The organism is Modestobacter versicolor (assembly GCF_014195485.1).
GTDB lineage: Bacteria > Actinomycetota > Actinomycetes > Mycobacteriales > Geodermatophilaceae > Modestobacter > Modestobacter versicolor.
The window spans coordinates 357,869-375,423 of record NZ_JACIBU010000001.1; the positions used below are offsets into that span (position 1 = coordinate 357,869).

The following is a 17,555-nucleotide window of genomic DNA, read 5'->3' on the forward strand; positions in this document are numbered from 1 at the left end:
CACCCCGTGGTCAACGGGACAGGAGACTGACGATGATCGAGCTGGTCCTCAACGTGCTGCTGGTGCTCACCAGCGTGCTGCTGATCGTCCTGATCCTGCTGCACCGCGGCAAGGGCGGCGGCCTCTCCTCGATGTTCGGCGGCGCGGTGTCCTCGCAGCTGTCCGGCAGCTCCGTCGTCGAGAAGAACCTCAACCGGCTGACCGTCTTCGCCGGGCTGATCTGGACCGTCTGCATCGTCGCGCTGGGCATCCTGATCAAGGTCTGAGCAACGACCTCCGCGCCCCCACCCGCTCGCAAGCTCGCGGCGGGCCCCTGAACGGGGGCCGGAACCGCACCACCTCGCTCCGCTCGGCGGCGGGCCCCCGACGAGGGCCGTTCCAGCAGGTCGCCAGCGTGCGAACGATTGCATCAGCGGACCGGTGCGTGCCGGTACTGACGGTGTCCGCATCGTGACCCGAGAGTGCCTGTCCAGGCCCTAGACTGCCCGGGCGGTGATCAAGAGCACCGCGATCGAAGCCGACGATCAGGGGGCCGCTCGTGGCTGGTGGGAATGCGATCCGGGGCAGCCGGGTCGGTGCGGGTCCGATGGGTGAGGCCGAGCGGGGCGAGGCTGCGCCCCGGCACCGGGTGGGGTTCTGGTGCGCGAACGGGCACGAGTCGCGGATCGCCTTCGCGGCCGATGCCGAGGTGCCCGAGACCTGGGACTGCCCGCGCTGCGGGCTCCCGGCCGGCACCGACCAGCAGAGCCCGCCGCCGGCTCCGCGCACCGAGCCGTACAAGACGCACCTGGCGTACGTCCGCGAGCGGCGCAGCGACGCCGACGGCGACGCGCTCCTGGAAGAGGCGCTGACCCGCCTGCGCGCCCGCCGCGGCGCCTGACGACGGAGGGCCCGGGTGCACCGCACCCGGGCCCTCCGTCGTCCACGCTCAGTCGCGGGGCAGCTTGCTCGCGGCAGCGGTGTCCAGCAGCCAGCGGGTCGCCCGCCGGCCCCGCGCGCCGGCCGCCGGGAGCTGCAGGCGGTCCGCTCCGGACAGCGCCTGGGCGACGGCGTCGGCCTTGCCCTCGCCGCTGACCAGCAGCCAGACCTCCTCGGCCGCGGTGATCGCCGCGAAGCCCAGGCTCACCCGCGTGGGCGGCGGCTTCGGGCAGTCGCGCACCGCGACGACCGGACGCTCGTCGGAGGCGGCCGGCGACTCCGGGAAGATCGACGCGACGTGGCCCTCGGGGCCCATGCCCAGCATCAGCACGTCGATGCGGGGGAGCGGCTGACCGTCACCGGCCGAGGCGGCCAGCTGCTCGGCGTACCAGGCAGCGGCCTCCTCGGGCTCGTCGAACCCGGCGTCGGAGGACGGCATCGGGTGGATGCGCTCGGGGTCGAGGCCCACCCGGCCGAGGAACGCCTCCCGGGCGCCGAGCTCGTTGCGGTCGGCCGAGTCGGCGGGCACGAACCGCTCGTCGCCCCACCAGACGTCGACCGCAGTCCAGTCGACGACGGCGTGCTCGGGCTCGGCCGCCAGGTCGGCGACCCGCTGCAGCACGGCCGTGCCGATCCCGCCGCCGGTGAGCACCACGGATGCCGTCCCGTGCACCGCCTGCGCGGCGGCGAGCCGGGCCACCAGCGCCGAGGCGACCGACCGGGCCAGCTGGTCGGCGTCGGGCTCGATCACCACGTCGGGGGTGGGCAGGCCCTCGGCGACCAGGGCCTGCTCGACGCGCTCGCCGGGGGAGTGCTGGCTCACTTCCGGCCCGCCTTCCGGGCGGAGGGCGCGGCCGCGGCCTGCACGACCGGCTGCTCGTCGGAGTCGTCGGCGGGGGAGTCGTGCTCGCCGGCCTCGGCCACCTCGTCGGTGTCGCCCGGCACGTCCGGGACGGTCGGCGCGGGCGCTGCGGCCCCGGAGCCGATCAGCGGGCCGTCGCCATTGCCGTTGGTCGGCTCGACGGACTGCTCGGGGCGCATCGGGTCGAACCAGACGTGGTCCCGGCAGTCCGGCCGGTCCGACAGCCCGGTGGCGCCGGTGACGGCCTCGAGCGCCTCGCTGTAGGGCTCGTCGGAGTCCAGCCGGCGCAGCTCCTCACCGATCAGCTCACCCAGCGAGCGGTCGGGCAGCGCCACGACCGACTCCGGGCGGAACGGCTGGTCGATGATGGCGCCGCCCTTGCGGTCGTCCTGGAGGCGGACCTCCTCGCCCTCGTCCAGCCGCAGCACGACGGAGTCGATGCCGGACGAGCCGGGCACCCGGGAGCCCGGGACGACCGGGATGGTGCAGCCGCAGCGGGCGGACAGCCAGCCGGCGACCAGCCGGGCGGTGGCGTTGGCCGGGTCGCCCTCGACCTGGCCGCCGAGCACCTGCACGGCCTCGCCTCGGCGGCCGGAGACGGAGTCCAGCGTGGAGGCCAGCGTGGCCCGCCAGGGGGTGCTGCGGGTCCAGGTCAGGTCGGTGTCGCCGGGGGCGTAGTCCTCGGCGCGGACGTGCAGCGCGGCGATCGCGTCCTCGGCCATCGAGGCGTCGGTGATCCGCCGGTCGGCGATCACGCCGAGCGCGTCGCGGGCGATCCGCTCCGGCGGCGCCTCGTGCCACCAGGTGACCACCGGGGCGTCGGCCGCCAGCAGCGGCAGCACGACGGACTCCGCGTGCAGACCGAGGCGGCCGTACATCCGCATGACGACGGCCTCGCCGGGGCCGAGCCGGCCGCCGATGAGCACCTCGGCGTCCAGCCGTGGCACGGGCGCCTCGATCTGCCGGCGCACCACGATCAGCAGCCGGCAGGGGTGCAGCTCGGCGGCGGCGGTCGCGGCCTGCTCGGCCTCGGTGACCCGGCCCTCGTCGGCGACGACGACCAGGGTCAGCGCGACGCCGCTCATGACCGCGCCACCGGTGCGGCGCTGGGCCGCCAGTTCCTTGACCACCGCGGATCCGGTGGTGTCCCACAGCGTCGTCACGACAGGCTCCTGGAGATCGGGTGTGCGGGGCGGCGGGTCACGGTCGGCGCCACTGCCGGCCCTCGGCCTCGAGCATGGCGTCGGCGGCCCGCGGGCCCCACTCGCCGGCCCGGTAGGGCTGCGGCTCGGTGGTGGCCCAGTACTCCTCCAGCGGGTCGATGACCGCCCAGGAGGCCTCGACCTCCGCGTTGCGCGGGAAGAGGGTGGCGTCGCCCAGGAGGACGTCGAGCAGCAGCCGCTCGTAGGCCTCGGGGCTCGCCTCGGTGAACTGCTCGCCGTAGAGGAAGTCCATCGCGACGTCGCGGACCTCCATGACGCTGCCGGGCACCTTGGAGCCGAACTTCAGCGTCATGCCCTCGTCGGGCTGGACCCGGATCACCAGCTGGTTGTGGCCCAGCTCCTCGGTGTCGGTCGGGGCGAAGGGCAGGTGCGGCGCGCGCTTGAAGACCAGCGCGATCTCGGTGACCCGCCGGGGCAGCCGCTTGCCGGTGCGCAGGTAGAACGGGACACCGGCCCAGCGGCGGGTCTCGACGCCCAGCCGCACGGCGGCGTAGGTCTCGGTGGTGGAGTCGGGGCTGACGCCGTCCTCCTGGCGGTACCCGGTGGCCCGCTGGCCGGCGAGCCAGCCCTGCTCGTACTGGCCGCGGACGGCGAAGCGCTCCATGTCCTCGGGCACCGAGACGGCGCGCAGCACCTTGAGCTTCTCGGTGCGGATCTCCTCGGCGGAGAACTCGACCGGCTCCTCCATCGCGGTGAGCGCCAGCAGCTGGAGCAGGTGGTTCTGCAGCACGTCGCGGGCGGCGCCGGTCTTCTCGTAGAAGCCCGCGCGGCCGCCGATGCCGACGTCCTCGGCCATGGTGATCTGCACCGAGTCGACGTGGTGGCCGTTCCAGATCGGCTCGAACAGGCTGTTGGCGAACCGGAGGGCCAGCAGGTTCTGGACCGTCTCCTTGCCCAGGTAGTGGTCGATCCGGAAGACGTCGTCGGCGGTGAACACCGAGTCGACCAGCGCGTTCAGCTCGCGGCTGGAGGCCAGGTCGGTGCCGAACGGCTTCTCCACCACGACCCTGCGCCAGCGGTCCGGCGTGCTCTCGGCCATCCCGGTGCGCTGCATCTGCTTGAGCACCGTGGGGAACATCGCTGGGGGGATCGACAGGTAGAACGCGGCGTTGCCGCCGATGCCGTGGCTGCCCTCGAGCTCGGCGAGGTTCTCGGCCAGCTCGTCGAAGGCGTTGTCGTCGTCGAAGGAGCCCTGGACGAAGCGGACGCTGTTGGCCAGCCGCTCCCAGACCTCCTCGCGCCAGGGGGTGCGGGCGTGCTCGCGGGCGGCGGAGCGGGCCAGCTCGGAGAACTCCACGTCACCCCAGTCGCGGCGGGCGAAGCCGAGCAGCGCGAAGTTCGTGGGCAGCAGCCCGCGGTTGGCCAGGTCGTACACGGCCGGGAGGAGCTTCTTGCGCGCCAGGTCGCCGGTGATGCCGAACACCACGAGGGCGCAGGGCTCCGGCACACGGGGCAGTCGCCGGTCCCGCGGGTCGCGCAGCGGGTTGCTGGGCATCGTTTCCGTCCTCGAGTTCTGGGGCCACCCGCCGTCCGGCTCGGCGCTGGGCCGGACGGCGGGTGGGTTGTTCAGTGGGTGGTGCAGTGCCCGAGGGGCATGCGGCCCCCTGCAGGGGCCCGCCGCGAGCGTGCGAGCGGTGGGGGGCAGGGGGTCCTTCCGCTACGCCTTGTCCTGCAGCTGCTCCTGCACCGAGCCGGTCAGCTCGTCCCAGGCGTCGATGAACTTCTGCACGCCCTCCTGCTCCAGGAGCTGGAAGACGTCGTCGAGGTCGACGCCGGCGTCGGCGACGGCCTGCATGACCTTCTCGGCGTCGGCGTAGGCCGACTGCACCGGGGTGCCCGGCTGACCGTGGTCGGCGTAGGCCAGCATCGTCTTCTCCGGCATGGTGTTGACGGTGCCGGGGGCGATCAGCTCGGACAGGTACAGGGTGTCCGAGTAGTCGGGGTTCTTGACCCCGGTCGAGGCCCACAGCGGCCGCTGCGGCTTCGCGCCCTTGGCCTCCAGGGCCTTCCAGCGGTCGGAGGAGAAGACCTCCTCGTAGGCCTGGTAGGCCAGCTGGGCGTTGGCGACGCCGGCCTTGCCCTTGAGCGAGGGGTCGGCGCCGGCGGCGTCCAGGCGCTTGTCGATCTCGCTGTCCACGCGGGACACGAAGAACGAGGCGACCGAGGCGATGCCGTCGAACGAGGCGTCGGGGTCCTCCGCCAGCCGCTGCTCGAGGCCGGCGATGTAGGCCTCCATGACGGCGCGGTAGCGCTCCAGGCTGAAGATCAGCGTCACGTTGACGCTGATGCCCTTGGCGATCGTGGAGGTGATCGCCGGCAGGCCCTCGACGGTGGCCGGGATCTTGATGAACAGGTTCTCCCGGTCGACGAGCCACCACAGGTGGGCGGCCTCGGCGGCGGTGGCGTCGGTCTCGTGGGCGAGCCCGGGAGCGACCTCCAGGGAGACCCGGCCGTCGCCGGGGGCAGCCGCCGCGACCGGGGCCAGCAGGTCGCAGGCGTCGCGGACGTCGGCTGCGGTGATGGTCCGCAGCGCCTCCTCGACGCTCACGTTGCGGACCGCCAGCGCGTGCAGCTGGTCGTCGTAGCTCTTCGACCCGCTGATCGCGGCGGCGAAGATGCTCGGGTTGGTGGTGACGCCGACGACGCTGTGCTCGTCGACCAGCTGCTGCAGGTTGCCGCTGCGGATCCGGTCGCGGGAGAGGTCGTCGAGCCAGACGGCGACACCCGCCTTCGACAGCTGTGCCAGGTTCTCGTTCTGGGCCATGTCATACCCTCCAGTCGTGGTGGTGGTTGTTCAGCGGTCGCCGGTGGGGCTGTCCAGCCCGCCGACGGAGACGCCCGGGCCGGTCGGCGCGACGGCGGGGGCGCCGGCGGCCTGCAGGCTCTCGCGGGCAGCGGCGACGACGGCCTCGGCGGTGAGGCCGAACTCCTCGTACAGCTTGCTGTAGGCCGCGCTGGCGCCGTAGTGGTTGAGGCCGACGATCCGGCCCGCGTCACCGACGAAGTCCCGCCAGCCCATCGGCACGCCGGCCTCGACGCTCACCCGGGCGCGGACCGCCGGGGGGAGCACCTCGGTGCGGTACGCCTCGTCCTGCTCGGCGAACCACTCCCAGCAGGGCAGCGAGACGACCCGGGTCGGGACGCCGTCGGCCTCGAGGACCTCGCGGGCGGCGACCGCGATCTGCACCTCGGAGCCGGTGCTCAGCAGGATGACCTCCGGGGTGCCGGTGGAGGCCTCGGCCAGCACGTAGCCGCCCTTGGCGGTGCCCTCGGCCGAGCCCATCGTGCTGCGGTCGAAGGTCGGCAGGTTCTGCCGGGAGAGCGCCAGGCCGGCCGGCCGGTCGTTGTTCTCCAGGATCGTCCGCCACGCCACCGCGGTCTCGTTGGCGTCGGCCGGGCGGACGAAGTCCAGACCCGGGATGGCGCGCAGCGCGGCGTAGTGCTCGATCGGCTGGTGCGTCGGGCCGTCCTCGCCCAGGCCGATGGAGTCGTGGGTCCACACGTAGGTGACCGGCAGCTGCATGAGGGCCGCGAGCCGGACGGCGCCGCGCATGTAGTCGGAGAACGTGAGGAACGTGCCGCCGTAGACGCGGGTGCCGCCGTGCAGCGCGATGCCGTTCATGATCGCGCCCATGGCGTGCTCGCGGACGCCGAAGTGCAGCGTGCGACCGAAGGGGCCACCGGTCCACATCTTGGTCTGGCGGTTGGCCGGCAGGAACGACGGCTCGCCCTTGACCGCGGTGTTGTTGCTCTCCGCGAGGTCGGCCGACCCGCCCCACAGCTCGGGGAGCTCGGGGTAGATGGCCGCGAGGACCTCACCGGAGGCCTTGCGGGTCGCGACGCCCTTGGCGTCGGCGTCCCAGGTCGGCAGCTTCGCGGCCCAGCCCTCGGGCAGCGTCCGGGTCTTCATCCGGGCGAGCAGCTCGGCGCCGGAGGGGTTGGCCTGCTGCCAGGCCTGGAAGCCCTTCTCCCACTCGGCGTGCGCCTGCTGGCCGCGGGTGACGGCCTTGCGGGTGTGCTCGATGACCTCGTCGCTGACCTCGAAGGTCTGCTCCGGGTCGAAGCCGAGGACCTGCTTGGTGGCCTTGACCTCGTCGTCGCCGAGCGCCGAGCCGTGCGCGGCGCCGGTGTTCTGCTTGTTGGGCGACGGCCAGCCGATGATCGTGCGCAGCACGATGATCGAGGGGCGGGTGGTCTCGGCCTTGGCCGCGGCGAAGGCGGCGTCCAGGGCGGCGAGGTCCTCGCCGTCGTCCACGTGCTGGACGTGCCAGCCGTAGGCCTCGTAGCGCTTGCCGACGTCCTCGGTGAAGGCGATGTCGGTCTGGTCCTCGATGGAGATCTTGTTGTCGTCGTAGACCAGCACGAGGTTGCCCAGCTGCTGGGTGCCGGCGAGCGAGGAGGCCTCGCCGCTGACGCCCTCCTCCAGGTCGCCGTCGGAGGCGAAGGCCCAGATGGTGTGGTCGAACAGGCTCTCGCCCTCAGCGGTCTCGGGGTCGAACAGGCCGCGCTCGCGGCGGGCGGCCATCGCCATGCCCACCGCGTTGCCCACGCCCTGGCCGAGCGGGCCGGTGGTGGTCTCGACGCCGGGGGTGTGGTTGACCTCGGGGTGGCCGGGGGTCAGCGAGCCCCAGGTGCGCAGCGCCTTGAGGTCGTCGAGCTCCAGGCCGTAGCCGGCGAGGTAGAGCTGGACGTACAGGGTGAGGCTGGAGTGGCCCATCGAGAGGACGAAGCGGTCACGCCCGGTCCACTGCGGGTCGCTCGGGTCGTGCCGGAGCCACTTCTGGAAGAGCAGGTAGGCGGTGGGGGCCATGCTCATCGCCGTGCCCGGGTGGCCGTTGCCCACCTTCTGCACCGCGTCCATCGCGAGCACGCGGGCGGTGTCGATGGCGCGCCGGTCGAGCTCGGTGAAGCCCTCGGGGAGGGTGGGGTTCGGCTGCTTGGGCGACCCGGTGGGGCTGTCGCTGGCTGCCTCGGCGGGGGCCTCGGCCTCGGTGCTCTTGGTGCCGCTGTCGCTGGTCATGTGGCGCTCGGTGCTCCCTCGGGGTCGGTCGATGTCAGACCGCCCGGGGGCGCGGGGACCCACCCACCCCGGGCGGACGACGGTGCGCACCACGGCCGCACCCGGATGGGGCGCGACCGAGAGTCGTACAGCGGTTGGTGCGCCGGCGTCCTCGACGACCGCCCTACCCGCTTCACGCGCAGAGTCAACGTGATCAAACCCTAGTGGTGCCCAGCAATTCCCGAGGGGCCGCCGGGCTACAGTTGCGGGGCAACCCATCCCCCGGCGGAGAAGGACCTCGTGGTGCCCTGCTGCCCGCGCGACGCCGCGCTCCTGGGCCCCCGGTGACGGCGATCGACGACCGCGCCGTCGACCGCGCCCGGACCCGCCGTCCGGCCCGCGCGACGGTGGGCGCCTACGTCTCGCTGACCAAGCCCAAGCTCGTCGAGCTGCTGCTGGTCACCACCCTCCCGGCGATGATGATCGCGGCCGGTGGGTGGCCGGGCACCGGCCTGGTCGTGGCCACGCTGGTCGGCGGGATGCTCGCCGCCGGGGCCGCCAACACCATCAACTGCTGGTACGACCGCGACATCGACCGGCTGATGTCGCGCACCCGCGACCGGCCGATCCCCAGCGGCGTGATCGCACCCCGCAACGCGCTGTGGTTCGGCGTGCTCCTGGCGTGGGTGTCGCTGGTGCTGCTGGGCCTGTTCACCACCCCGCTGGCCACGGCGCTGGCGGCGGGGGCGGTGCTGGCCTACTCCGTCGTCTACACGATGGTGCTCAAGCGCCGCACCCACCACAACACCGTGTTCGGCGGGCTGCCGGGCGCGGCGCCGGTGCTGATCGGCTGGGCCGCGGTCACCGGCTCGCTGGACTGGCCGGCCCTGGTCTTCTTCGCCATCGTCTTCTGCTGGCAGATGCCGCACTTCTGGGCGCTGGCCAGCCGTTTCCGCTTCGACTACTTCCGGGCCGGGGTGCCGATGCTCTCGGTGGTGGCCGGGCCGGTCAGCGTCGGCCGCCAGTCCGTCGCCTGGGCGTGGGGCACGCTGGCCGCCTCGCTGCTGATGGCGCCGGTGACCCCGCTGCTGGGCTGGACCACCGGCGTCGCCGCGCTGGGCCTGGGCGCCTGGTACGTCGCGGAGTCGCACGCCTGGCTGAACCGGATCAAGGCCGGCGTGCCCGACCGCCCGATGAAGCTGTTCTCCGTGTCGATCACGTACATGACGCTGCTGTCCGTGGCGATCGTGCTGGACGTGCTGGTCTGAAGGTCCCCGCGCTCGACATCGGGCGTGGCCTGGCGATCGACCCGTGCTCGCTGCGCACCGTGGTCGGCGACCCGGCCCTCTTCGCGGTCAGCGTGCAGGCCTCCACCGACCCGGCCGACGCCGTCCTCGAGGCGCTGGTGGCCGGCCGGCTGGACGAGGCCCAGCGCCGTGCGGACCGGATGAACGCCTCGTCGCCGGACTCGCCGTTCCGGGTCCGGGCCCTCGCCGCCGACGTCCGCAGCGCCCGGGGCGAGCACGAGGAGGCCATCGGCGCCTACCGGGTGCTGCTCGCGGAGACGCTGGGCGGGCCGCAGGAGGCCGTGGTCCGCCAGCACCTGGGCAAGGCGCTGTTCGCCGCCGGTCAGCTCACCGCGGCCCGGGCGGAGTTCGACGTGGCGCTGCGGCGGCGGTCGGCCGCCGGTGCGGCCAGCGGCCTCGTGGCGTCGTCCCGGCTGGCCCGGGACCGGGTCGACGAGCTGATCGCCGGCGCCTGAGCCGCGTCGTCCAGCGGGTCGCCGGGCCTCAGCGGACGGCGGTGGTGGCCACCGGGGCCGCGCCGACCGGCAGCTCGGAGGCCGGGCCGCGCACCGACCAGACCAGCCGCGCGGTGTAGACGGTGATCAGCACGGCGCCGGCCATGTGCAGCAGCACCAGCACCGCCGGCAGCTGGGTGAAGTACTGCACGTAGCCGATGAGGCCCTGGGCGAGCTCGACGAGCAGCAGGTCGCGGGCGGCCCGGCGGACCCGGCCGGGGGAGTCGGTGGCGTGCAGGCCGACCAGCAGCGCGACGGTCAGCCCGATGAGCAGGAAGACGACGTCGGCGTGCAGCTGGCTCATCAGCTCCGGGTCCAGCCCGGTGCGGCCGGCCTCCGGGTCGCCGCTGTGCGGGCCGCTGCCGGTGACCACGGTGCCGGCGACCTGGACGGCGGCGACGGTGACCGCGATGCCGGTGACCAGCAGCGCGAAGGGGCGGCGCACCAGGAGCTGCCCGACCCCGGGTTCGCGCGAGCGCAGCCACAGCAGGGTGGCGATGGCCACGAGCACCGCCGACACCAGGAAGTGCGCGGCGACCGTCCACGGGTTCAGCCCGGTGAGCACCGTGACCCCGCCCAGCAGCGCCTGCGCCGGGATGCCCAGCAGGCTCAGCACCGCCAGCCGGCGCAGGTCCCGCCGCACCGACGCGAAGACCGCCAGCACGGTCGCGAACGCCACCACGACGAGCACGAAGGTGAGCAGCCGGTTGCCGAACTCGATCAGCCCGTGGCCGGCGAGCTCCGGGGTGGGCCGGATGCTGCCGTCGGTGCACTCCGGCCAGGTGGGGCAGCCCAGCCCCGAGCCGGTGAGCCGCACCGCGCCGCCGGTCACCACGATCACGCCGTTGGCGACGACGTTGGCCAGGGCGACCCGGGAGACCACGGACGGGTTCATCCGAGAGCGGAACGACGCGGGAAGAACGGCCACGCCCTCGATGCTATGTGAGGCGGTGCCCCTCGCCGCCCGGCCCGATCAGCCGCCCGGCGCCCCACCCCGACGCGCGACGTCCGCCGAGCCGAGAAGACGGCGATCGGTACGCAGAGTCGGCCGTGGGCAGGTGAGCACCGCCACACCCGACACGAGAGGCGCCATCTGCCATGACCAGTGGTCTCCCCGGCGGTCCCTTCGGGGGCAGCCCCTTCGACGACTTCTTCTCCGCCTTCCTCGGCGGCCCCGGCGCGCGGCGCGGCATGCAGCGGGTCGACATCACCCAACTGCTCAGCTCGCACTCCCGCGAGGTGGTCTCCGCCGCGGCCCAGCAGGCCGCCGCGTGGGGCAGCCCCGACCTGGACACCGAGCACCTGCTCTGGGCCCTGGCCGGCCACGAGCCCACCCGCACCCTGCTGTCCCGCAGCGGTGCCGACCCCGACCGGCTGCAGGCCGACCTCGCCGCCCAGCTGGGCCGCGGTGAGCCCACCGGCCAGGGGCTGGCGCTGACCCCGGCCGCCAAGCGCGCGCTGCTGGACGCCCACCAGGTCTCCCGGGCCAGCGGCTCGACCTACATCGGCCCGGAGCACCTGCTCTTCGCGCTGGCGCTCAACCCCGAGTCCGGGGCCGGCCGCGTGCTGGGTTCCTCCCGGGTGACCCCCGAGGCGGTGCAGCGCGCCGCGGCGGGGGGCCCGGTGCCCACGTCCGGCGGGAGCGGCGGTGGCGAGCAGCCGCCGTCGAGCACCCCGACGCTCGACGAGTTCGGCCGCGACCTGACCGCGATGGCCCGGGACGGGAAGATCGACCCGGTCATCGGCCGCGCCCAGGAGATCGAGCAGACCATCGAGGTGCTGTCCCGGCGCAACAAGAACAACCCGGTGCTGATCGGCGAGGCCGGCGTCGGCAAGACCGCGATCGTCGAGGGCATCGCCCTGCAGATCGTGGACGGCGACGTCCCGGAGAGCCTGCGCGACCGCCGGCTGGTCGAGCTGGACCTGACCGGCCTGGTCGCCGGCACCCGGTACCGCGGTGACTTCGAGGAGCGGCTCAAGAAGGTGATGGACGAGATCCGCGAGCACAGCGACGAGGTGATCGTCTTCATCGACGAGCTGCACACCGTCGTCACCGCGGGCGGTTCCGAGGGCTCGGCGGGCGCGGGCAACATGCTCAAGCCGGCGCTGGCCCGCGGCGAGCTGCACATCATCGGCGCGACGACGCTGGACGAGTACCGCCGCAACATCGAGAAGGACGCGGCGCTCGAGCGGCGCTTCCAGCCGGTGCTGGTGCCCGAGCCGAGCACGCTGGACACCATCGAGATCCTGCGCGGTCTGCGCGACCGCTACGAGGCCCACCACCAGGTGCGGTTCACCGACGAGGCGCTGGTCGCCGCGGCGGAGCTGTCCGAGCGGTACGTCACCGACCGGCACCTGCCGGACAAGGCGATCGACCTGATCGACCAGGCCGGCGCGCGCACCCGGCTGCGGGTCAAGCGGCCGACCACCGACCTGCGGGCGCTGGAGCAGCGGGTCCAGGAGCTGCAGCGGGAGAAGGACCAGGCGGTCGCGGCCGAGCAGTACGAGCGGGCCTCGGGCCTGCGCGACGAGATCACCGCGGCGCAGGCCGAGCTGGAGGTGGCGCGGTCCGGCGGCGACGCCGGCATCCCCGAGGTGGGGACGGCGGAGATCGCCGAGGTCGTCTCCCGGGCGACCGGCATCCCGGTGGCCCAGCTGACCGAGGAGGAGCGCGACCGGCTGCTCCGCCTGGAGGACGTCCTGCACGAGCGGGTCGTCGGCCAGGACGAGGCCGTCGAGGTGGTGGCCGAGGCGATCCGGCGCTCGCGGGCGGGCCTGGGCGACCCGGACCGGCCGATCGGCAGCTTCCTGTTCCTCGGCCCGACCGGCGTCGGCAAGACCGAGCTGGCCCGGGCGCTGGCGGAGGCGCTGTTCGGCGACTCGGACCGGATGGTCCGGCTGGACATGAGCGAGTTCCAGGAGCGGCACACGGTCAGCCGGCTGGTCGGCTCGCCCCCCGGCTACGTCGGGTACGAGGACGCCGGGCAGCTGACCGAGGCGGTGCGGCGGCGCCCCTACTCGGTGGTCCTGCTCGACGAGGTCGAGAAGGCGCACCCGGACGTGTTCAACACGCTGCTGCAGCTGCTGGACGACGGCCGGCTCACCGACAGCCAGGGCCGCACGGTCGACTTCACCAACACCGTGGTGATCATGACCAGCAACCTCGGGTCGGAGGCGATCGTGAACACCGCCGGCCCGCTGGGCTTCACCAGCAACGGCGGTGGCGGCAACGACGTCCGGGACGCCGTGATGCGGCGGCTGCGGGAGGCGTTCCGGCCGGAGTTCCTCAACCGGATCGACGAGATCGTGGTCTTCCGGCAGCTGGAGCCCGCGCAGCTGGCCAGGATCACCGACCTGCTGCTGGACGAGACCCGGCGCCGGATGGCGGCCCAGGACATCACCCTGGAGGTCACCCCGGAGGCGGTGACCTGGCTGGCCGAGCACGGCTTCGAGCGGGCCTTCGGTGCCCGGCCGTTGCGCCGCGCGATCCAGCGCGAGGTCGACAACCGGCTCTCCCGGCTGGTGCTGGGCGGCGAGCTGTCGCCCGGCCAGCAGGTGACCGTCGGCGTGGTCGACGATGCCCTGGACCTCCGGGTGGGCGACCGCGAGCCGAACAGCGTCGCGGAGGTGGAGACCCCCGCGTCCGTCTGACGACAGCCGCGGGAGCATCGCAGCGAGGGACGAGCGAGGAGCGGACCGCGGCGCGGAGTCAGACCAACGCGACCGTGTGACATCGGTCTCGGCCGAGCACGAGGAGCCCGCAAGTAAGGTCCGCCTTCCTTGCGGGCTCCTCGATTAAGCACACAATCGTGTTGTGGAAACCGCTGCGGCACGCGCCGCCCTCCCTCCGGCCGGGGTCCCGGCCGAGGACGGGCGGACCCGCGACCGGGTGGGCAACCTGCTCCTCGAGCACGGCCCGCAGACCGCCGCCGAGCTCGCCGCCCGGCTGGGCGTCTCCGCCGCCGCCGTCCGCCGGCACCTCGACGGCCTGGTCGCCGCCGGCCGCGTGGCCGAGCGCGAGGCCCCCGGCACGCAGCGGGGGAGGGGGCGCCCCGCCCGGCACTTCACCCTCACCGACGCCGGCCGCTCCGCCTTCCCGCACGCCTACGACGACCTGGCGCTGACCGCGCTCCGGTTCGTCGCCGAGCACGGTGGCCCGGACGCCGTCCGGGCGGTCGCCGAGCAGCAGCTGTCCGGCCTGGCCGAGCGCTGCAGCACCGCGGTCGAGTCCGCCGAGGCCGCTGCCGGGTCCGGGGCCGTCGTCGACCGCGCGCAGGTGCTCGCCGCCGCGCTGACCGCCGAGGGCTACGCCGCGACCGCCTCGGCCATCTCCAGCGGTGGGCAGCTGTGCCAGCACCACTGCCCGGTGGCACACGTCGCCGCCGAGTTCCCGCAGCTGTGCGAGGCTGAGACGGCGGTGATCAGCAAGCTCGTCGGCACGCACGTGCAGCGGCTGGCCACGATCGCCCACGGCGACGGGATCTGCACCACCCACATCCCTGCCCCGCTGACCCTCCGGGCCGAGCAGCGCGCCGGGAACAAAGCCACCTCCGCACGCCCTGTACCTGCTGGTCGCGCCACGGCCCCACGGGCCGGCGCCAGCACGCGCACCACCCCCTCGATCGACCGGGAGAGGACCCCCGCATGACCACCACACAGCCGGTGCCCAGCACGCCGATGACGCAGGACGAGACGATCGACTCGCTCGGCAACTACCAGTACGGCTGGTCGGACACCGACGTCGCCGGGGCCTCCGCCACCCGCGGCATCAACGAGGACGTCGTCCGCGACATCTCGCGCCGCAAGAACGAGCCCGAGTGGATGCTCGAGCGCCGCCTCAAGGCGCTGAAGATCTTCGGCAAGAAGCCCATGCCCGACTGGGGCTCGGACCTCTCCGGCATCGACTTCCAGAACATCAAGTACTTCGTGCGCTCCACCGAGGCGCAGGCCGCGTCGTGGGACGACCTCCCGGACGACATCAAGAACACCTACGACAAGCTGGGCATCCCGGAGGCCGAGAAGCAGCGCCTCGTCTCCGGTGTCGCCGCCCAGTACGAGTCCGAGGTCGTCTACCACAAGATCCGCGAGGACCTCGAGGAGCAGGGCGTCCTGTTCCTGGACACCGACACCGCGCTGCGCGAGCAGCCCGAGCTGTTCCGCGAGTACTTCGGGTCGGTCATCCCGGCCGGTGACAACAAGTTCGCCGCGCTGAACACCGCGGTGTGGTCCGGCGGCTCGTTCATCTACGTGCCCAAGGGCGTCCACGTCGAGATCCCGCTGCAGGCCTACTTCCGGATCAACACCGAGAACATGGGCCAGTTCGAGCGGACGCTCATGATCATCGACGAGGGCGCCTACGTGCACTACGTCGAGGGCTGCACCGCGCCGATCTACAAGACCGACTCGCTGCACTCCGCGGTCGTCGAGATCATCGTCAAGAAGAACGCGCGCTGCCGGTACACGACCATCCAGAACTGGTCGAACAACGTCTACAACCTGGTCACCAAGCGGGCCGTGGCCCACGAGGGCGCGACCATGGAGTGGGTCGACGGCAACATCGGCTCCAAGGTGACGATGAAGTACCCGGCCGTGTGGATGACCGGTGAGCACGCCAAGGGCGAGGTCATGTCCATCGCCTTCGCCGGCGAGGGCCAGCACCAGGACGCCGGCGCCAAGATGGTGCACGCCGCGCCGCACACCTCCTCGACGATCGTGTCGAAGTCGGTGGCCCGGGGCGGTGGCCGCACCTCCTACCGCGGCCTCGTGCAGATCGACGAGGGCGCCTACGGCTCCCGCTCCACGGTCAAGTGCGACGCCCTGCTGGTCGACACGATCAGCCGGTCGGACACCTACCCCTACGTCGACGTCCGCGAGGACGACGTCTCGATGGGCCACGAGGCGACCGTCTCCCGGGTCAGCGACGACCAGCTCTTCTACCTGATGAGCCGCGGTCTGTCCGAGGACGAGGCGATGGCGATGGTCGTGCGCGGCTTCGTCGAGCCGATCGCCCGGGAGCTCCCGATGGAGTACGCCCTCGAGCTGAACCGCCTGATCGAGCTGCAGATGGAAGGTGCCGTCGGCTGATGTCCGACCAGAACACCCCGGCCACCGTCGCCGGTCCCGCCGAGTCCGCCGCCCTCGCCTCGGAGCTCTTCGCCCCGGGCGTGGGCGCGCAGGCCGGCCCCCCGACCACCCCGGCCCCCGGCACCGGTACCGCCGGCGACACGCCCCCCGGGGCGCACTCGCACGGCGGCCCGGCGCCGACCGGATCCCCGGCCGAGCGGTTCACCTCCACCGACCCGGACGCCTTCGGCGTGCCCACCGGCCGCGAGGAGGAGTGGCGCTTCACGCCGATGCGCCGCGTCCGCCAGCTGCTGGACGGCGCCCCGTCCGAGGCGCACCTGCAGTGGGAGACCGACCTGCCCGAGGGCGTCGAGCTGACCTCCGTGGAGGCCGACGACCCGCTGCTCAAGGGCCTGCCCGAGCCGGTCGACCGGCTCGCCGCGCTGACCCGCCAGCGCAGCGGTGGCGCCGCCGTCCTCCGGATCGCCAAGGAAGCCGTGCTCGACCGCCCGGTCCGCCTGGGGCTGTCCGGCACCGGCGGCGAGGACGTCGTCTGGGGCCAGCTGGTGGTCGAGGTCGGGCAGTTCGCCCAGGCCACGGTCGTGCTGGACCACAGCGGCCTCGCCCGCTACTCGGGTGGCGTCGCGTTCCTGCTCGGTGACGGCGCCCAGCTCACCGTCGTCTCGGTCCAGGACTGGGCGCCGGGGACGGTGCACGGCGGTCAGTACGACGCCGTCGTCGGCCGCGACGCGAGCCTCAAGCAGGTCGTGGTCACCCTCGGTGGCGACCTCGTCCGGCTGGTCAGCAACGTGCAGTACGCCGGCCCCGGCGGCCAGGTCGACCTGTACGGCCTGTACTTCGCCGACGAGACCCAGCACCAGGAGCACCGGCTCTGGGTCGACCACGCCACCCCGAACTGCCGCAGCAACGTCGTCTACAAGGGCGCGCTGCAGGGCGACAAGGCGCACAGCGTCTGGGTCGGCGACGTCCGGATCCGCCCCTCGGCGACCGGCACCGACACCTACGAGCTCAACCGCAACCTGGTGCTCACCGACGGCGCCCGCGCCGACTCGGTGCCCAACCTGGAGATCGAGACCGGCGAGATCGTCGGCGCCGGCCACGCCAGCGCCACCGGCCGGTTCGACGACGAGCAGCTGTTCTACCTCTGCTCGCGGGGCATCGACGCCGAGACCGCGCGCCGCCTGGTCGTCCGGGGCTTCTTCGCCGACGTCGTCCAGCACATCGGCATCCCCGAGCTGCAGGACCGGCTGATGACCACCATCGAGGCCCGCCTCGGTGCGCTGCCCGACCTGGAGGAGCAGCCCGTCGAGGTGTCGGCATGACGTTCGAGCGGGTCTGCGCGCTGTCCGACGTCCCCGAGGACGGGTCGCTGCGGGTCGAGTTGCCCGACGTCGACGTCGCAGTCGTCAACTTCGACGGCACGATCTACGCCATCGAGGACGTCTGCTCGCACGCCGAGGTCGCGCTGACCGACGGCGAGGTCGAGGAGTTCGACGGCGCCCCCACCATCGAGTGCGCGCTGCACGGCTCCTGCTTCGACCTGCGCACCGGCGCGCCCACCAACCTCCCGGCCACCGAGCCGGTCCCCGTCTACCCGGTCCGGGTGGAGGGCGACGACGTCCTGGTCGACGTCGACGCCCCCCTCGCCGCGGCCACCAACTGAGGAGC

General features: G+C 73.2%; 15 protein-coding genes. 9 read left to right on the forward strand and 6 right to left on the reverse strand.

Annotated elements, in window-relative coordinates:
* Positions 1-32: 32 nt before the first annotated feature.
* A complete protein-coding gene (gene secG / locus FHX36_RS01620) occupies positions 33-266 on the forward strand; it encodes a preprotein translocase subunit SecG (protein ID WP_220036015.1) in 234 nt (77 codons plus the stop codon).
* Between the two features lie 272 nt (positions 267-538).
* Positions 539-880, forward strand: coding sequence for an RNA polymerase-binding protein RbpA (locus FHX36_RS01625; protein ID WP_183513447.1), 342 nt, complete (start codon positions 539-541; stop codon positions 878-880).
* Positions 881-928: 48 nt separating this feature from the next.
* On the opposite strand, the gene pgl is transcribed toward FHX36_RS01625, so the two are convergent.
* The 5 genes from pgl to tkt all read right to left on the reverse strand — a co-directional run bounded on the left by pgl (position 929) and on the right by tkt (position 8,023).
* Positions 929-1,741: a 6-phosphogluconolactonase gene (gene pgl, locus FHX36_RS01630; protein WP_183513448.1), complete on the reverse strand. Its 813-nt coding sequence runs from the start codon at positions 1,739-1,741 to the stop codon at positions 929-931.
* On the reverse strand, positions 1,738-2,943 hold the full coding sequence (locus tag FHX36_RS01635; RefSeq protein WP_183513449.1) for a glucose-6-phosphate dehydrogenase assembly protein OpcA: 1,206 nt from the start codon (positions 2,941-2,943) through the stop codon (positions 1,738-1,740). The genes pgl and FHX36_RS01635 overlap by 4 nt, the downstream gene beginning before the upstream one ends.
* 37 nt (positions 2,944-2,980) lie before the next feature.
* Positions 2,981-4,498 (reverse strand): glucose-6-phosphate dehydrogenase, encoded by a 1,518-nt coding sequence (gene zwf, locus FHX36_RS01640; RefSeq protein ID WP_110552459.1) that lies wholly within the window; start codon positions 4,496-4,498, stop codon positions 2,981-2,983.
* Between the two features lie 162 nt (positions 4,499-4,660).
* Positions 4,661-5,767: a transaldolase gene (gene tal / locus FHX36_RS01645; protein ID WP_110552460.1), complete on the reverse strand. Its 1,107-nt coding sequence runs from the start codon at positions 5,765-5,767 to the stop codon at positions 4,661-4,663.
* A gap of 30 nt (positions 5,768-5,797) precedes the next feature.
* Positions 5,798-8,023: a transketolase gene (gene tkt, locus FHX36_RS01650; RefSeq protein ID WP_110552461.1), complete on the reverse strand. Its 2,226-nt coding sequence runs from the start codon at positions 8,021-8,023 to the stop codon at positions 5,798-5,800.
* 323 nt (positions 8,024-8,346) lie between these two features.
* Here tkt and FHX36_RS01655 point away from each other — a divergent pair, with 323 nt between their 5' ends.
* Positions 8,347-9,270: a heme o synthase gene (locus tag FHX36_RS01655; RefSeq protein WP_110552462.1), complete on the forward strand. Its 924-nt coding sequence runs from the start codon at positions 8,347-8,349 to the stop codon at positions 9,268-9,270.
* A gap of 59 nt (positions 9,271-9,329) precedes the next feature.
* Entirely contained in the window at positions 9,330-9,764 is a 435-nt protein-coding gene (locus FHX36_RS01660; RefSeq protein WP_110552463.1) for a hypothetical protein, read from the forward strand.
* A gap of 28 nt (positions 9,765-9,792) precedes the next feature.
* Here the strand turns inward: FHX36_RS01660 and FHX36_RS01665 are convergent, their stop codons facing one another.
* Entirely contained in the window at positions 9,793-10,731 is a 939-nt protein-coding gene (locus FHX36_RS01665) for a COX15/CtaA family protein (RefSeq protein ID WP_258372760.1), read from the reverse strand.
* Positions 10,732-10,901: 170 nt separating this feature from the next.
* Here FHX36_RS01665 and FHX36_RS01670 point away from each other — a divergent pair, with 170 nt between their 5' ends.
* The 5 genes from FHX36_RS01670 to FHX36_RS01690 all read left to right on the forward strand — a co-directional run bounded on the left by FHX36_RS01670 (position 10,902) and on the right by FHX36_RS01690 (position 17,550).
* Positions 10,902-13,454: an ATP-dependent Clp protease ATP-binding subunit gene (locus FHX36_RS01670; RefSeq protein WP_110552465.1), complete on the forward strand. Its 2,553-nt coding sequence runs from the start codon at positions 10,902-10,904 to the stop codon at positions 13,452-13,454.
* A gap of 163 nt (positions 13,455-13,617) precedes the next feature.
* The gene (locus FHX36_RS23265; protein ID WP_183513451.1) at positions 13,618-14,451 is read left to right on the forward strand and encodes a MarR family transcriptional regulator; all 834 of its coding nucleotides are present in this window, start codon (positions 13,618-13,620) and stop codon (positions 14,449-14,451) included.
* Positions 14,452-14,480: 29 nt separating this feature from the next.
* Positions 14,481-15,887: a Fe-S cluster assembly protein SufB gene (gene sufB / locus FHX36_RS01680; protein ID WP_281371888.1), complete on the forward strand. Its 1,407-nt coding sequence runs from the start codon at positions 14,481-14,483 to the stop codon at positions 15,885-15,887.
* Positions 15,887-17,209 carry a Fe-S cluster assembly protein SufD gene (gene sufD, locus FHX36_RS01685; RefSeq protein WP_110553216.1) on the forward strand — a complete coding sequence of 441 codons (1,323 nt, stop codon included), beginning with the start codon at positions 15,887-15,889 and terminating at the stop codon, positions 17,207-17,209. The genes sufB and sufD overlap by 1 nt, the downstream gene beginning before the upstream one ends.
* Positions 17,206-17,550 carry a non-heme iron oxygenase ferredoxin subunit gene (locus tag FHX36_RS01690; protein ID WP_110553215.1) on the forward strand — a complete coding sequence of 115 codons (345 nt, stop codon included), beginning with the start codon at positions 17,206-17,208 and terminating at the stop codon, positions 17,548-17,550. Before sufD ends, FHX36_RS01690 begins: the two co-directional genes overlap by 4 nt.
* The last annotated feature ends 5 nt before the right edge of the window (positions 17,551-17,555 follow it).

Excerpts from the sequence above, each read along its gene's own strand:
- secG (WP_220036015.1), top strand. The coding sequence starts at position 33 with ATGATCGAGCTGGTCCTCAACGTGCTGCTGGTGCTCACCAGCGTGCTG.
- zwf (WP_110552459.1), bottom strand. The coding sequence starts at position 4,498 with ATGCCCAGCAACCCGCTGCGCGACCCGCGGGACCGGCGACTGCCCCGT.
- tal (WP_110552460.1), bottom strand. The coding sequence starts at position 5,767 with ATGGCCCAGAACGAGAACCTGGCACAGCTGTCGAAGGCGGGTGTCGCC.
- tkt (WP_110552461.1), bottom strand. The coding sequence starts at position 8,023 with ATGACCAGCGACAGCGGCACCAAGAGCACCGAGGCCGAGGCCCCCGCC.
- FHX36_RS01670 (WP_110552465.1), top strand. The coding sequence starts at position 10,902 with ATGACCAGTGGTCTCCCCGGCGGTCCCTTCGGGGGCAGCCCCTTCGAC.
- sufB (WP_281371888.1), top strand. The coding sequence starts at position 14,481 with ATGACGCAGGACGAGACGATCGACTCGCTCGGCAACTACCAGTACGGC.
- sufD (WP_110553216.1), top strand. The coding sequence starts at position 15,887 with ATGTCCGACCAGAACACCCCGGCCACCGTCGCCGGTCCCGCCGAGTCC.
- FHX36_RS01690 (WP_110553215.1), top strand. The coding sequence starts at position 17,206 with ATGACGTTCGAGCGGGTCTGCGCGCTGTCCGACGTCCCCGAGGACGGG.